The 15,498-nt window shown below is 71.3% G+C and carries 14 protein-coding genes and 1 pseudogene; 10 read left to right on the plus strand and 5 right to left on the minus strand.

Annotated features, from left to right (window positions below):
- Window positions 1-1,119: 1,119 nt before the first annotated feature.
- Together whiG and OG403_RS24800 are read left to right on the plus strand one after the other, a co-directional pair.
- A complete protein-coding gene (whiG, locus tag OG403_RS24795) occupies window positions 1,120-1,914 on the plus strand; it encodes an RNA polymerase sigma factor WhiG (protein WP_329572526.1) in 795 nt (264 codons plus the stop codon).
- 174 nt (window positions 1,915-2,088) lie between these two features.
- Entirely contained in the window at window positions 2,089-2,706 is a 618-nt protein-coding gene (locus tag OG403_RS24800) for a TetR/AcrR family transcriptional regulator (RefSeq protein ID WP_329567963.1), read from the plus strand.
- Between the two features lie 128 nt (window positions 2,707-2,834).
- On the opposite strand, the pseudogene OG403_RS24805 reads toward OG403_RS24800, so the two are convergent.
- A pseudogene (locus tag OG403_RS24805) lies at window positions 2,835-3,026 on the minus strand (M23 family peptidase); the annotation flags it as partial.
- Between OG403_RS24805 and OG403_RS24810 the strand changes: the two are divergent.
- From OG403_RS24810 to rlmN, 7 genes are all read left to right on the plus strand, one after another.
- Window positions 2,952-3,386, plus strand: a complete 435-nt coding sequence (locus OG403_RS24810) for a hypothetical protein (protein WP_329567965.1) — start codon at window positions 2,952-2,954, stop codon at window positions 3,384-3,386. The pseudogene OG403_RS24805 and the gene OG403_RS24810 sit on opposite strands and share 75 nt — an antisense overlap.
- A gap of 522 nt (window positions 3,387-3,908) precedes the next feature.
- Window positions 3,909-4,829: a 30S ribosomal protein S2 gene (gene rpsB, locus OG403_RS24815; protein WP_329567967.1), complete on the plus strand. Its 921-nt coding sequence runs from the start codon at window positions 3,909-3,911 to the stop codon at window positions 4,827-4,829.
- 131 nt (window positions 4,830-4,960) lie between these two features.
- On the plus strand, window positions 4,961-5,797 hold the full coding sequence (gene tsf / locus OG403_RS24820) for a translation elongation factor Ts (protein WP_329567969.1): 837 nt from the start codon (window positions 4,961-4,963) through the stop codon (window positions 5,795-5,797).
- Window positions 5,798-6,064: 267 nt separating this feature from the next.
- The gene (gene pyrH, locus OG403_RS24825) at window positions 6,065-6,820 is read left to right on the plus strand and encodes a UMP kinase (protein WP_329567971.1); all 756 of its coding nucleotides are present in this window, start codon (window positions 6,065-6,067) and stop codon (window positions 6,818-6,820) included.
- Between the two features lie 77 nt (window positions 6,821-6,897).
- Complete coding sequence (gene frr, locus OG403_RS24830) at window positions 6,898-7,455, plus strand: ribosome recycling factor (RefSeq protein ID WP_329567972.1); 558 nt, start codon at window positions 6,898-6,900, stop codon at window positions 7,453-7,455.
- On the plus strand, window positions 7,455-8,414 hold the full coding sequence (locus tag OG403_RS24835; RefSeq protein ID WP_329567974.1) for a phosphatidate cytidylyltransferase: 960 nt from the start codon (window positions 7,455-7,457) through the stop codon (window positions 8,412-8,414). The genes frr and OG403_RS24835 overlap by 1 nt, the downstream gene beginning before the upstream one ends.
- A gap of 71 nt (window positions 8,415-8,485) precedes the next feature.
- Window positions 8,486-9,586: a 23S rRNA (adenine(2503)-C(2))-methyltransferase RlmN gene (rlmN, locus tag OG403_RS24840; RefSeq protein ID WP_329567976.1), complete on the plus strand. Its 1,101-nt coding sequence runs from the start codon at window positions 8,486-8,488 to the stop codon at window positions 9,584-9,586.
- Window positions 9,587-9,595: 9 nt separating this feature from the next.
- On the opposite strand, the gene OG403_RS24845 is transcribed toward rlmN, so the two are convergent.
- The 4 genes from OG403_RS24845 to OG403_RS24860 form a co-directional block, all read right to left on the minus strand.
- On the minus strand, window positions 9,596-10,753 hold the full coding sequence (locus tag OG403_RS24845) for a hypothetical protein (RefSeq protein WP_329567978.1): 1,158 nt from the start codon (window positions 10,751-10,753) through the stop codon (window positions 9,596-9,598).
- 60 nt (window positions 10,754-10,813) lie between these two features.
- Window positions 10,814-11,539, minus strand: a complete 726-nt coding sequence (locus OG403_RS24850) for an ABC transporter ATP-binding protein (protein WP_329567980.1) — start codon at window positions 11,537-11,539, stop codon at window positions 10,814-10,816.
- Window positions 11,540-11,800: 261 nt separating this feature from the next.
- Complete coding sequence (locus tag OG403_RS24855) at window positions 11,801-13,195, minus strand: aspartate aminotransferase family protein (protein ID WP_329567982.1); 1,395 nt, start codon at window positions 13,193-13,195, stop codon at window positions 11,801-11,803.
- Window positions 13,192-13,665, minus strand: coding sequence for an Lrp/AsnC family transcriptional regulator (locus OG403_RS24860; protein ID WP_329567984.1), 474 nt, complete (start codon window positions 13,663-13,665; stop codon window positions 13,192-13,194). The genes OG403_RS24855 and OG403_RS24860 overlap by 4 nt, the downstream gene beginning before the upstream one ends.
- A 336-nt stretch (window positions 13,666-14,001) precedes the next feature.
- Between OG403_RS24860 and OG403_RS24865 the strand changes: the two genes are divergently transcribed.
- A complete protein-coding gene (locus OG403_RS24865) occupies window positions 14,002-15,447 on the plus strand; it encodes a gamma-aminobutyraldehyde dehydrogenase (RefSeq protein ID WP_329567986.1) in 1,446 nt (481 codons plus the stop codon).
- Window positions 15,448-15,498: the final 51 nt, after the last annotated feature.

Below are 15,498 nucleotides of genomic sequence, written 5' to 3' on the forward strand. Positions count from 1 at the left end.
ACGGCCAGGTGGTGGTAGCGCAGCGCAAGGACTCGGTCACGCTACGCTCGCCAATGGCTTCCCTATCAGCACATGACTCGGCAGAACGGCGCAGACCCACGTATGCCCACACACATTCCCGGACACAGGGTGACCAGTGTCGGCCTGCCCTCGGGGGGCCCCGGCACCGACTCGCGTACCGCCTCCGGTGCCCAGCCCGCGAAGCCCGTCCTGCCGACACCGAGCGTGGCGACCAGTCCCCAGGAGGCGCCGGAACCGTCGGGCGGGGTCGCGTCGCCGAGCCTTGCGCCACCGCCGAACGCGGCTCCTCCCCCGAGCGGGGCTGACGGTCCGCCAGGCAGGCCGCGACCGGCCGCCCCGCCGGCCGCCCCGCCGGCCGTCTCATCGGTCGGCCCGGTCGGCCTGGCTCGGGGGAGCGGCGGTAACCGGACGATCGGCCAGTCGGCCTCCCCGGTCGGCGTCAGTCCTGCCATCGCGGGAGCAGCCGATGCTGTCGCCGGGCAGGCGGTCAGAGGCGCCGAGTCGAACGCCGAGGTTGCCGCCAGGGCGACCACCTCCGCTGGCCCGGTGCCTTCGGACGGAGCGTCCCAGGCTGTCCGCCTGCCATCGGCGTCGCCCGCCGAGGGTTGGCCGCGCGCCCGCAGGCGCGGGTACGCGCGTGGGCAGAGCAGCGGGGCCGGGCGGGCGCAGGCCGTCGCGTTGGCACCGACCGCGCTGGTCTCGGTGCCCGCGCCCGCGCGCGTCGGCGAGCGCCGTTCCGACGGTGCGGGCCTGCTCGATGCTGCCCAGACCGGCAGCGCACCTGCCCTTGAGGTGGTCGGTCCGCCGCCCGGTCCCGGACGCCAGCCAGGGCCGTCCGCGGCCGGCGCCGCGTCGCCGGCTCGGCTCGGGCGGCAAGCCGGTCCCGTGGTCACCGCTCCGCCCGGTCCGGGCCCGGCGGCTGCGCCCACCCCGCGAACGCCTCTCAGCTCGCCGCCGCCCTCGTCGCCGTCACCCGTACCGCCCGGCCCGCGCAGTCGGTCCGATCGGCCGACCGAGTCCGCGCCGACTGCTGATCCCGCCACGCCCACGGGCCCCACGGCCGCCACCTCAGCACCCCCCGCGCCAACCGCCCCCGGCATCCCCGCCGCAGCGCGCGGTGCCGCCGCACCGCAGCGCAGCGCGCTCGAGGCGCTCTGGCGCTCCTACAAGACCACCGGTGACCCCAAGCTGCGCGAGCAGCTGATCCTTCACTACTCCCCACTGGTCAAATACGTGGCCGGCCGGGTCGGAGTCGGTCTGCCGGCCAATGTCGAGCAGGCGGACTTCGTCTCGTCCGGGATCTTCGGCCTGATCGACGCGATCGAGAAGTTCGACCTTGACCGGGCGATCAAGTTCGAGACCTATGCGATCAGCCGGATCCGTGGCGCGATCATCGACGAACTTCGCGCGCTGGACTGGATTCCCCGCTCGGTCCGGCAGAAGGCCAAGGCAGTGGAGCGGACGTACGCCACCCTGGAGGCCCGGCTGCGGCGGACCCCGCACGAGCCCGAGGTGGCCGCCGAGATGGGGATCGCCATCGAGGACCTCCACGCCATCTTCAGCCAGCTCTCGCTCGCCAACGTGGTGGCGCTGGACGAGCTGCTCCACCCGGCCGGTGAGGGCGGCGAGCGGCTGAGCCTGATGGACACCCTGGTGGACACCGGAGCCGACGACCCGGTCGAGATCGCCGAGGACCGCGAACTGCGCAAGTTGCTGGCGGGCGCCATCAACACCCTTCCCGAACGGGAGAAGACCGTGGTGACGCTCTACTACTACGAGGGCCTGACGCTGGCGGAGATCGGCCAGGTCCTCGGCGTGACGGAGAGTCGGGTCAGCCAGATCCACACCAAGTCCGTGCTGCAACTGCGGGCGAAGCTGACCGATCTGCGTTGACCGATCTGCGTTGCCCGCCCCGCGTCGGTCGACCCACGCTGACCGACCAGCCGTGGTCGACCCACGCTGACCGATCTGCGTTGACCGACTTCCGCTGCCGTCACCGGTCGGCACGCGTGGATCCGGGGGTGCGCCGCTGTCCCGGCTCTCAGACGGGCTCCGTACAGTGGGACGGTGCCGAAGATCCGCGCCGCCACCCTGGCCGAGCACCGTCAGCTGCAGCGCGCTGCCCTCCTGGACGCGGCCCGCGTGCTGCTGGCGGAGGGTGGCGTGGAGGCTCTCACGTTCCCCGCGCTGGCCACCCGCACCGGACTGGCCCGTTCGTCGGTCTATGAGTACTTCAAGTCCCGGGCCGCCGTGGTCGAGCAGCTCTGCGAACTCGACTTCCCGCTCTGGGCAGCTGAGATCGAGGCCGGGATGGCCGCCTGCGACAGTGCGGTCGGCAAGCTGGAGGCGTACGTCCGCGGCCAGCTCGCGCTGGCGGGGGACCCGCGGCACCGGGCCATCGTCGCGCTCTCCTCGGTGGAGCTGGACGAGGCCGCACGGCGCCGGATCCGCTCCGCCCACGCCGAGCTGGTGGGGCTGGTGGTGGACGCGATCGACGAACTCGGCCACCCGGAGCCGCGACTGGTGGCGACGCTGCTGCAGGGCGTGGTGGAGTCGGCGGTCAGATGCTCGGAGGGCCGGGCCGCCGCCGACCGGGACCTGATCGCCGACACGGCCGTCGCGCTCGCGCTGGGCGGGCTGGCGACCGCGGGCCCGCGTCGAGACCGCGACCAGGATTGCGGCTGAGACCCCAGCGCTGCCGCCGGTGAGTGCGACGGCAGCAGCCGGGCCTGCCCGGCGCCGAGGAGCGCGAGCGGGTCGAGGTAGCGATCGCCGCGCAGCAGGCCCCAGTGCAGGCAGTGGCCCGCGCAGTGCCCGCGAGTCGGAGCGAGCTGCCCGATGACCGCGCCGGCCGCCACCGGACTGCCGACCGGCGCACCTCCGATCACCGGCAGGTAGGTGGTGCGCAAGGGCGGGGTGCCGGTGCCGGGATGAAGCACCGTGACCACCGGACGCCCGGCGACCTCACCGACGAAGGCGACGACCCCCGGCGCGGCCGCCCGCACGGGCGCACCCTCGACGGCGGCCAGATCGACCCCGCGGTGACCGGCGGCCCAAGGCGCGGGTGGTGCCGCGAACCGCCGCAGCAGCCCGCTCGGCCCGCCGACCGGCCAGGCCCGCCTGGGGCCGAGGCCGACCGCGGTCGGTGCCCCGCCGGCCCGCGCGGCGGCCCGCGCGCTGTGCGCGAGCCGCGTGCTCTGTGCGGCCGACGGCGCGCCCGGCGGCTCCGCCAACGGCTCGGTCGGCACGCCGCGCAGACCAAGGACACCGGGCACGGCCAGAAGGAAGACGAGGACGAAGACGCCGGCGAACACGGCGATGAACGCGTCGGCGAAGACGGTGACCTGGCCGGACCGGGTCCGTAGCGAAGCTCTCATGCCCGCGAGGCTCCACCTGTTCGCCGCCCCGTGCGGGCTCGGTCCCGGAACCTGTGGACAACCTCGCTCCGGTGGACAACGCCCTTCACCCACATCGCCGTATCAGCCCCCGCATCGCCGCCTCAACCGTGTGATCATCGGGCGAACGACGACCCCGGCCCCGCCCGGCGTTCCGCCCTGCTCACGCGCGCAGAGTCGCCGGTCACTCGGCGCTTCCCGTACACTTCACACGCGACCCGGTCCACCGGGTCGACTTCGCACGCCCCGCCACCGGCGATTACGCGCGCGGACCACCGCCTCAGGCCCGGTCCGCCGTCCTCCTCCGGTGCGAGTGCCGCTCGGTCCTTCCGAGCCTGTCGCGGCTCCGCCGCCCAGGCCCGGCGGCTCGGCACGTCGGGGCGTCAGGCGTGGCGGTCACCCGACCGGCACGGACAACCGAGCAGACCCGGTCGCCGCCGAGTGCCGTGAGGCAGCAACGAGCGCCGGGCGCAACACCTGAGGAGCACGGCCATGGCCGTCGTCACGATGCGGGAGCTGCTGGAGAGCGGCGTCCACTTCGGTCACCAGACCCGTCGTTGGAACCCGAAGATGAAGCGCTTCATCTTCACGGAGCGCAACGGCATCTACATCATCGACCTCCTGCAGTCGCTGAACTACATCGACCGCGCCTTCGAGTTCGTCAAGGAGACCGTTGCCCACGGCGGCAGCGTCCTCTTCGTCGGCACCAAGAAGCAGGCCCAGGAGGCCATCGCCGAGCAGGCCACCCGCGTGGGCATGCCCTACGTGAACCAGCGCTGGCTCGGCGGCATGCTGACCAACTTCTCCACCGTCTACAAGCGGCTGCAGCGCCTCAAGGAGCTCGGCGAGCTGGACTTCTCGGACGTGGCCGGTTCCGGCCTGACCAAGAAGGAGCTCCTGGTCCTCCAGCGCGAGCACGACAAGCTGGAGAAGACCCTCGGTGGTATCCGCGACATGCAGCGCGTCCCCAGCGCTGTCTGGATCGTGGACACCAAGAAGGAGCACATCGCGGTCGGCGAGGCCCGGAAGCTCAACATCCCGGTCGTCGCCATCCTCGACACCAACTGTGACCCCGACGAGGTCGACTACAAGATCCCGGGCAACGACGACGCGATCCGCTCCGTCACCCTGCTGACCCGCGTGATCGCCGACGCCGTCGCCGAGGGCCTCAAGGCCCGCGCCGGTGTCGCCAAGGGCGATGTCAAGGCCGAGCCGGGCGCCGACCAGCCGCTCGCCGACTGGGAGCAGGACCTGCTGGCGACCGGTGACAAGAAGGCCGAGGAGGCCCCGGCCGCCGCCGAGGCCGAGGCCGCTGTTGAGGCCCCCGCTGCCGAGGCCCCCGCTGCCGAGGCTCCCGCCGCCGACGAGGCCCCCGCGGCCGAGGCGCCGGCCGCCGAGGCCGAGCAGGCCTGACGCACCGAAGGGTGAGGGGTACTCGTCGGTACACACCGGCGAGTGCCCCTCTCTCCACGTGCCGGGGCTGAACCATGAGCCCGGGCACACCCACCCCGCAGACACGCGAGACGTGAGAAGAGATTCACACCATGGCGAACTTCACCGCCGCGGACGTCAAGAAGCTCCGTGAGCTCACCGGCGCCGGCATGATGGACTGCAAGAAGGCGCTCGACGAGGCCGAGGGCGACGTCCAGAAGGCCCTTGAGATCATCCGCATCAAGGGCCAGAAGGGTGTTGCGAAGCGCGAGGGCCGCACCGCCGAGAACGGCGCTGTCGTTGCCAAGATCGCTGCCGACGCGACCTCGGGTGTGCTGGTCGAGCTGAAGTGCGAGACCGACTTCGTCGCCAAGGGCGAGAAGTTCGTCGCGGTCGCCGACGCGATCGCCGCGCACATCGCCACGTCCGCCCCGGCCGACCTGGAGGCCGCGCTGGCTTCCGAGATCGAGGCCGGCAAGACCGTCCAGCAGTTCGTGGACGAGGCCAACGCGAACCTGGGCGAGAAGATCGTCCTGGACCGCTTCGCCCAGTTCACCGGTGGCTACGTCGCGGTCTACCTGCACCGCACCTCTCCCGACCTGCCGCCGCAGGTCGGCGTCCTGGTCGAGCTCGACAAGGAGAACGCCGAGGTCGCCAAGGACGTCGCGCAGCACATCGCCGCCTTCGCGCCGAAGTACCTCTCCCGCGAGGACATCCCGGCCGCGGACCTGGAGAACGAGCGCCGCGTCGCCGAGGCCACCGCTCGCGAGGAGGGCAAGCCCGAGGCTGCCCTGCCGAAGATCGTCGAGGGTCGCGTCACCGGCTTCGTCAAGGAGAACTCCGTTCTGGAGCAGGCCTTCGCGAAGGACAACAAGAAGTCCGTCGCCAAGGTCCTCGAGGAGAACGGCGTCGCCCTCAAGCGCTTCGCCCGCTTCCGCGTCGGCGCCTGAGCCACGTTCACCAGGTTCCCGCCTAAGGTAGGAATCGCCGCCGCAGCTGGACACCAGTGAGTCGGCACCAGAACGACGAGGAGGCCATTGCCGTGCAGGAGACCGTACCGGTTCCCGCGGCAGTGGCCTCCTCGCGCGTATCCGCGGGTGGCCTGGTCCCACAGCCAGGTCGGCAGCCCGCGCAGCCGGGTCCGGGGGCGGTACACCCCGGCCCGCGAGTCAGCAGGTGAATAGCCTGTGAACCAGCAGGTGTAGAAGGAGAAGTCGATGGAGAAGACGCAGGAGTCCGCGCAGGACGGCACCAGCCGTCGCGTTCTGCTCAAGCTGTCCGGTGAGGCGTTCGCCGGCGGAGGCGGCCTCGGCGTCGACCCCGATGTCGTCCACAAGATCGCTCGCGAGATCGCCACGGTGGTTCGGCAGGGCACCGAGGTCGCGGTGGTCATCGGCGGCGGCAACTTCTTCCGCGGCGCCGAACTGCAGGTCCGCGGCATGGACCGGGCCCGCTCGGACTACATGGGCATGCTCGGCACCGTGATGAACTGCCTGGCGCTGCAGGACTTCCTGATGAAGGAAGGCATCGAGACCCGGGTCCAGACCGCCATCACCATGGGCCAGGTCGCCGAGCCGTACCTGCCGCTGCGGGCCGTCCGGCACCTGGAGAAGGGCCGCGTGGTGATCTTCGGGGCGGGTATGGGCATGCCGTACTTCTCCACCGACACCACCGCCGTGCAGCGCGCCCTGGAGATCCACGCCGAGGTGCTGCTGATGGGCAAGAACGGCGTCGACGGCGTGTACGACTCGGACCCGAAGACCAACCCGGACGCGGTGCGGTTCGACGCGCTCGAGTACTCCGAGGTGATCTCGCGTGATCTCAAGGTCGCCGACCTGACCGCGATCACCCTGTGCAAGGACAACGGCCTGCCGATCCTGGTCTTCGAGCTGCTCGCGGAGGGCAATATCGCCCGCGCGGTGAAGAGTGAGAAGATCGGCACACTCATCAGCCAGGATTCCGTCCGGGCCTGAGCAAGCAGCAGCGCCGCGCCCCGCAGGACGGCGGGGCATTTCAGTACGCCACGAGGCAACCGGACAGGGAGCAGACTGTGATCGAAGAGACCCTCCTCGAGGCCGAGGAGAAGATGGAGAAGGCCGTCTCGGTCGCCAAGGACGACTTCGCGGCCATCCGCACCGGCCGGGCCCACCCGGCGATGTTCAACAAGATCGTCGCGATGTACTACGACGCGCCGACCCCGATCAACCAGCTCGCCTCGTTCTCGGTGCCGGAGCCGCGGATGGCGGTCATCACCCCGTTCGACAAGAGCGCGCTGCGCAACATCGAGCAGGCGATCCGGGACTCCGACCTGGGTGTCAACCCGTCCAACGACGGCAACATGATCCGGGTGACGTTCCCGCAGCTGACCGAGGAGCGCCGCAAGGAGTACATCAAGGTCGCCCGCGGCAAGGGTGAGGACGCCAAGATCTCCATCCGGACCATCCGTCGCAAGGCCAAGGACGCCTTCGACAAGCTGGTCAAGGACGGCGAGATCGGCGAGGACGAGGGCCGCCGCGCCGAGAAGGAGCTCGACGACACCACCGCGAAGTACGTCGCGCAGGTGGACGAGCTGCTGAAGCACAAGGAAGCCGAGCTGCTCGAAGTCTGATGAACGACGCCCCCATGGCCCCTGGCGAGAGGGGCGTTACCCCGCAGACCCCCGTGACACCGAGCTCGCCACTGGTGGACCGGGGGCCCCGCCCCCCAGTGCAGGAGAGTCCGGTGGCCCAGCCCGAGCCGCAGCAGCCCAGCAAGCAGCGCGGTGGCCGCAACCTGCCCGCCGCGATAGGGGTGGGGCTGGGCCTGGGGGCGGTGATCATCGCTTCGCTCTTCGTGGTCAAGGTGCTCTTCCTGGCGGTGGTGGTCGCCGCCGCCTCGGTCGGCAGCTGGGAGCTGACCAGTCGGCTGGCCGAGCGCAAGGAGATCAAGGTCGCGCAGCTCCCGCTGCTGCTGGGCGGCGTGGCGATGCTGACGGCCGGTTACTGGATCGGCCTGCAGGGTGCGGCGGCCGCGCTGGCGCTCACCGCGCTGGCGCTGATGATCTGGCGGATGAGCCAGCCGCCGGAGAACTACCTGCGGGACATAACGGCGGGTGTCTTCACCGCCTTCTACGTGCCGTTCCTGGCGACCTTCGTGGCGCTGATGCTCTCCGCCCACGACGGCCCGCAGCGGATTGTGCTCTTCCTGGTGGTCACCATCTGCAGTGACACCGGGGCCTACGCGGTCGGCTACAAGTTCGGCCGCAACAAGCTGGCGCCGACGATCAGCCCCGGCAAGACCCGCGAGGGCCTGGCCGGCGGGATCGGCCTGTCGATGCTGGCCGGCGCGCTGCTGATGCAGTGGATGATCGACGGCGGCCACTGGTGGCAGGGCCTGATCCTGGGCGGCTGCGCGGCGCTGATCGCCACCCTCGGCGACCTGGTCGAGTCGATGATCAAGCGCGACCTGGGCATCAAGGACATGGGCACGCTGCTGCCGGGGCACGGCGGGATCATGGACCGGCTGGACTCGCTGCTGCCGACCGCTCCGGTGGTCTGGCTGCTGCTGGCGGCCTTCGTCGGCAGCTGAGCCGCGACAGGCAGGGCCCCGGACGGTACGGCCGTCCGGGGCCCTCGCGTATCTGCGACACTGGTTGAACCATGCCTGCACCCGGAGAACTCACGTTTGTCGCGCCGCGCGGCGCCAAGCCCCCGCGACACCTTGCCGACCTCAGCCCCGCCGAGCGCAAGGAGGCCGTCGCCGAGCTGGGCGAGCAGCCGTTCCGCGCCAAGCAGCTGTCCAACCACTACTTCGGCCGGGTCTGCGCCGATCCTGGTTCCTGGACGGACATCCCGGCGGCCGGTCGCGAGAAGCTGGTCGACGCCCTGCTGCCCGAGCTGATGTCGGTGGTCCGCCACGTCTCCTGCGACGACGACACCACCCGCAAGACGCTCTGGAAGCTCTTCGACGGCACCCTGGTCGAGTCGGTGCTGATGCGCTACCCGGACCGGGTGACCATGTGCATCAGCTCGCAGGCCGGCTGCGGCATGAACTGCCCGTTCTGCGCCACCGGCCAGGCCGGGCTGACCCGCAACCTGTCCACCGCCGAGATCGTCGAGCAGATCGCGGCCGGGATGCGGGCGCTGAAGGCCGGCGAGATCCCGGGCGGCGAGGCGCGCCTGAGCAACGTGGTCTTCATGGGCATGGGCGAGCCGCTGGCCAACTACAACCGGGTACTGGCCGCGATCCGCCGGCTGACCGACCCGGCGCCCGACGGCTTCGGCCTCTCCCAGCGCGGCATCACGGTCTCCACCGTCGGCCTGGTCCCGGCCATGAACCGGCTGGCCGACGAGGGCCTGAGCTGCCGCCTGGCGCTCTCGCTGCACGCCCCGGACGACGAGCTGCGCGACGAGCTGGTGCCGGTCAACACCCGCTGGAAGGTCGCCGAGGTGCTGGACGCCGCGTGGAACTACGCGGAGAAGTCCGGCCGGCGGATCTCCATCGAGTACGCGCTGATCAAGGACATCAACGACCAGGCCTGGCGGGCCGACCTGCTCGGCCGGCTGATCAAGCACCACCGGGTGCACGTCAACCTGATCCCGCTGAACCCGACGCCGGGCTCCAAGTGGACGGCCTCCCGGCCCGAGGACGAGCGCGAGTTCGTCCGCCGCCTGGAGTCGCACGGCGTGCCCACCACCGTGCGGGACACCCGCGGCCAGGAGATCGACGGCGCCTGCGGTCAGCTCGCCGCGGCCGGCTGACGGCAGCCCTCAGGTCAGCAGCCCGGCACCCAGCACCGAGGTGAGCGCGCCGGTGGCCAGCACCACGCCGCCGGCCGCCGCCCAGCGCAGCAGGGCGGCGCCGAAGAGCAGCCGGGGCGAGGCACCGAGCCGCAGCAGCGCGGCGTTGCCGGGGCGGCGCAGCGTCCGCAGCTCGGCCAGCCGGGCCAGCACCGCCGCCACCACGCAGCCGGTGACCAGCAGCGCCTCGGCGGCCGGCAGCCACCCGGTGCCCGAGGCCCCGGGGGCCACCCAGTGCCGGATCGAGGTCAGCACCACCGCCACGGTGAAGCCGAGCACCGCCAGCGGGGCGCTGAGCGGGCGCGCCGCGCTGGTCAGCCCGCGCCCGGCCAGCAGTCGCCGGGGGCTGGGACGACCGAGCGCCAGCAGCCGGCCGAGGCCGGCCAGCAGCGGTCCGGTCAGCAGCGCCAGGCCCAGGGCGGCCACCGCCCAGCCGCCCAGTAGTGCCGCGTTGGTGCGGCCGAGGTCGGCGGGCAGCCCCAGGGTGCGCGGGTCGTAGGCCGCCGCCGGACGCAGTGCGTAGAGCTCGGTGAACACGCCGCCGAGGGTCAGCAGGACGGCCACCGTGGTGTGCAGCGGCCCGAACCGCTGGGCCCGGTCCGGCTCCTCGCTGCCGGGCAGCCGCTCGCCGGGCCGCACCGCCAGGGCCGCGGCCAGGCCGCCGGCCAGCGGCAGCAGCGCGAGCAGCGCCACCGGCGCGGCGGGCGGCAGCGGCACGCCCATGCCCAGTTCGGGGGCCAGCGTGGGGCCGGCGATGTCGTTGCGCAGCACCAGGAAGAGCAGCAGGGTCGCCACCGCCCCCAGGGCGCAGGCGAGCGCGAGCTCACCGGCGATCAGCAGCCGGATCCACCGCGGTCCGGCGCCGGCGGCGGTCAGTCCGGCCATCCGCTCGGGCCGCTGGGCGGGCAGCGCGCGGGCCGCGATCGCCGAGAACCAGGCGATCGCCAGCAGCGGCGGCAGGCACCAGAGCAGCCGTTCCAGCGTGGCGGGCGCGCCCGGCGGGTCGCTCAGCGCGCGGCCGAGCGCCCGCAGCAGGAAGACGGCCACCACGGCGGCCGTCATGGCGGTGAGCAGCCAGCGGCCCAGGTCCAGGACCCGGTACCCCCTGACCAGGCGGAGATAGAACACCTGATAGTCCTTCAGTCCTTCGGAGCGCGAGGGCTCGGCGGCTGCCGGGCACGGGGCTGATCAGCGCCCGGCCACCGCTGCCGCCGCACGTCGAACCGGGGTGGCCGGAGCGGGAGTGCGACCGTCGACCAGGGCCACCGTCCGGTCCGCGTACTTGGCGAGTTCCGGGTCGTGGGTGGCCAGCACCAGGGTGAGCTGGTGGGAGCGGGCCGCGCTGGTCAGTATCCGCAGCACCTGGTCCTGGGCCTCGCGGTGCAGCGGTGCGGTCGGGTCGTCGGCGAAGACCACCCGGGGGAGTGGTGCCAGCGCGCGGGCCACCGCGATCCGCTGGCGCTGGCTCTGGATCAGCTCGGCCGGGCGGCGCTTGGCGCAGTCGGTCACGTCGAGCCGCTCCAGCCAGTCGTCGGCCGCGCCGTAGGCGGCCTTGTGACCGCTCCCGGCGAGCAGCAGCGGCAGCGCGACGTTCTCCCGGGCCGTCAGCTCGGGGACCAGGTGGGGTTGCGAGCCGACGAAGCCGAACCGGTCGCGGCGCAGCTTCTCCCGCCCGGCCCGGTTGAGCGTGTGCACCGGGGAGCTGTTGAACCAGACCTCCCCCGCGTCCACCGGCAGCAGCGCCGAGAGGCAGCCGAGCAGGGTCGACTTGCCGCAGCCGCGGGCCCCGGTGATGGCGAGCACCTCGCCCTCCCGGACCGCGATCGAGACGTCCCGCAGCGCCGGGGTCCCGTGGTGGGACTTGACGATCCCCCGGGCCCACAGCACGTCGTTGTCGGGCGGGGCCGCTGACATGGAATTCCTCCGCCGGTCCGAGAGGGCTCTGCCCGGGTGCCGCACCGCGGGTGCTGCACGGGAGCAGGGGAATGACAGTCGTCAGATTAGAACGACGAGGTCGCGTTGCGGTTGCGGCACACGGGGTCCAGCTGGGGTAAACCCGGACGAACTATCAGCGGATCAGTGGGAAAAACACTGCGGGGCGGTCCCGGCAGCCCTGAGGAGGAGGCTGCGCGGGACCGCCCCGCAGTGCGAGGGTGGGTCAGAACGCCTTGGTGATCAGATCTTCGCCCACGCGTCGGTGAGGCTGACCCGCAGGATCTGCTCGATCTCGTCGAAGGTCGACTGGTCGGAGATCAGCGGCGGGGCCAGCTGCACGACCGGGTCGCCACGGTCGTCGGCGCGGCAGTACAGGCCGTTGTCGAAGAGCGCCTTGGACAGGAAGCCGTAGAGCACGCGCTCCACCTCGTCGTCGTTGAACGACTCCTTGGTGACCTTGTCCTTGACCAGCTCGATGCCGTAGAAGTACCCGTTGCCGCGCACGTCGCCGACGATCGGCAGGTCGCGCAGCTTGTTCAGGGTGGCCAGGAACTTCGACTCGTTGTCGAGGACGTGCTGGTTGAGGCCCTCGCGCTCGAAGATGTCGAGGTTGGCCAGCGCGACCGCGGAGGAGACCGGGTGGCCGCCGAAGGTGTAGCCGTGCAGGAAGGTGTTGTCGCCCTTGTAGAACGGCTCGGCCAGGCGGTCCGAGATGATCGTGGCGCCGATCGGGGAGTAGCCCGAGGTCATGCCCTTGGCGCAGGTGATCATGTCGGGCTGGTAGCCGAACTTGTCGGCGCCGAACATGGTGCCCAGGCGGCCGAAGGCGCAGATGACCTCGTCCGAGACGAGCAGCACGTCGTGCCGGTCGCAGATCTCGCGCAGCCGCTGGAAGTACCCGGGCGGCGGCGGGAAGCAGCCACCGGCGTTCTGCACCGGCTCGACGAAGACGGCGGCGACGGTGTCGGCGCCCTCGTTGAGGATCGCGACCTCGATCTCGTCGGCGCACCAGCGGCCGTAGGCCTCCGGGTCCACCGTGCCGTCGGGGCCGGCGAGGAAGGCCGGGGCGCGGTAGATGTTGGTGTTCGGGGCCTTGTGGGTACCCGGCACCAGCGGCTCGAACGGGGCCTTGAGGCCCGGCAGGCCGGTGATCGACAGGGCGCCCTGCGGGGTGCCGTGGTAGGCGACCGCACGCGAGATGACCTTGTACTTGGTCGGCTTGCCGGTCAGCTTGAAGTACTGCTTGGCGAGCTTCCAGGCGGTCTCGACGGCCTCGCCGCCACCGGTGGAGAAGAAGACCTTGTTCAGGTCGCCCGGGGCGTAGTTGGCCAGGCGCTCGGCCAGCTCCACGGCCTTCGGGTGGGCGTAGCTCCAGACGGGGAAGAAGGCGAGCTCCTTGGCCTGCTTGGCAGCGGCCTCGGCCAGCTCCTCGCGGCCGTGGCCGGCCTGCACCACGAACAGGCCGGCCAGGCCGTCCAGGTACTTCTTGCCGTTGGAGTCCCAGATGTAGGTGCCCTCGCCCTTGACGATGGTGGGTACGGGGGACTTCTCGTACGACGACATACGGGTGAAGTGCATCCACAGGTGGTCGTAGGCGGTCTTCGAAAGGTCCTTCGGTGCCGGGTCGGCGCTCATCGGGTGCCCCAGGTGTAGGTCTGTTTCCGGAGCTTCAGGTAAACGAAGCTCTCGGTCCTCCGCACGCCGGGAAGCGCACGGATTCGCTTGTTGATCATTTCGAGCAGGTGCTCGTCGTCCTCGCACACCAGCTCGGCCAGCAGGTCGAACGAGCCCGCGGTGCAGACCACGTAGTCGACCTCGTCCATGGCGGCCAGCGCGTCGGCGATCGGCTCGATGTCACCTTCGATGGTGATCCCGACCATCGCCTGCCGGGTGAATCCGACGGTCAGCGGGTCGGTGACGGCGACGATCTGCATCACGCCTTGGTCGAGCAGCTTCTGGACCCGCTGCCGGACCGCGGCCTCGGAGAGGCCGACGGCCTTGCCGATGGTCGCGTACGCCCGGCGGCCGTCCTCCTGCAGCTGCTCGATGATCGCCTTGGAGACGGAGTCGAGGGGAACGCTGCTGTTCCGGTCGCGGTTGGCCACGCGGCCACTGTGCCCGATCGACCGGATGTTCGCAAGTGATTGCGTTGCTGATTTCGTTGCAGAGATCAGAAAGAGGAACGGATTTCATCGCAATGACCACGCGACTCTGTCGATAACGTCATGGCAGCGGCTACTCTGACGAGGTCACGCGCGCGCGTCCCTCCGGGGCGTACGCTCCCCACCAGTGGACCACCCAACCGGGCCGGTGGCCCATCGGACCGCGGTCACCCGGCGTCCCCGCGTGGGGTGGCCGGACCGGGCCGTGCCACCGGTCCACTGGCACCGCCCCCGACGGATCGGCCGCCCCCGCGCCGACCGCAACCCGAGGAGAGAGTCGTGAGCGACCTTCGTACGCTGCGCAACTACATCAACGGCCAGTTCGTCGATGCGGCCGACGGCCGCACCCTGCAGATCGTCGACCCCACCACCGGCCAGGCGTACGCGACCTCCCCGCTGTCGGGCGCGGCCGACGTCGACGCCGCGATGGCCGCCGCCGCCGCGGCCTTCGAGACCTGGCGCGACGCCACGCCGTCGACCCGGCAGAAGCTGCTGCTGAAGATCGCCGACGCGGTCGAGGCGCGCGCCGACGAGCTGGTGGACGCCGAGTGTCGCAACACCGGGAAGCCGCGCGGACTGACCAAGTCCGAGGAGATCGGCCCGATGGTCGACCAGATCCGCTTCTTCGCCGGTGCCGCCCGCCTGCTCGAGGGCAAGGCTGCCGGTGAGTACATGGACGGGATGACCTCGATCATCCGCCGCGAGCCGGTCGGCGTCTGCGCCCAGGTCGCGCCGTGGAACTACCCGATGATGATGGCGGTCTGGAAGTTCGCGCCGGCCATCGCGGCCGGCAACGCCGTGGTGCTCAAGCCCTCCGACACCACCCCGGCCTCCACGGTGCTGCTCGCCGAGATCGTCGGCGGCGTGCTGGCCGAGCTGGAGCTGCCGGCCGGCGTCTTCAACGTGCTCTGCGGCGATCGCGAGACCGGCAAGCTGATGGTCGAGCACGCCACCCCCGCGATGGCCTCGATCACCGGCTCGGTGCGGGCCGGCATCCAGGTCGCCGAGTCGGCCGCCAAGGACGTCAAGCGGGTGCACCTGGAGCTCGGCGGCAAGGCCCCGGTGGTGGTCTTCGAGGACGCCGACATCGCCGAGGCGGTCGAGGGCATCTCGGTGGCCGGTTTCTTCAACGCCGGCCAGGACTGCACCGCCGCCACCCGGGTCCTGGTGCACGAGTCCATCCACGACGCCTTCGTGACCGCGCTGGCCAAGGCCGCCGCGGAGACCAGGACCGGCGGCGTGGACGACGAGGACGTGCTCTACGGGCCGCTGAACAACGCCAACCAGCTCAAGCAGGTGGCCGGCTTCATCGAGCGGCTGCCCGCGCACGCCAAGGTCGAGACCGGTGGCCACCAGGTCGGCGAGGCCGGCTACTTCTACGCCCCGACCGTGGTCTCCGGCCTGCTGCAGGACGACGAGATCATCCAGAACGAGGTCTTCGGCCCGGTCATCACCGTGCAGAAGTTCACCGACGAGGACCAGGCCGTCAGCTACGCCAACGGTGTCGAGTTCGCCCTCGCCTCCTCGGTCTGGACCAAGGACCACGCGCGCGCGATGCGGATGTCGCGCCGGCTGGACTTCGGCTGCGTCTGGATCAACACCCACATCCCGCTGGTGGCGGAGATGCCGCACGGCGGATTCAAGAAGTCCGGCTACGGCAAGGACCTGTCCTCGTACGGTTTCGAGGACTACACCCGGATCAAGCACGTGATGACCGCGATCTGATCATCAGCCGGCGGCGGCCCCGGGGAGCTCGAGTACAGCGAGCTTCCCGGG

The sequence above is a fragment of the Kitasatospora sp. NBC_01266 genome (genome assembly GCF_036242395.1).
In the GTDB taxonomy this organism is placed as follows: domain Bacteria; phylum Actinomycetota; class Actinomycetes; order Streptomycetales; family Streptomycetaceae; genus Kitasatospora.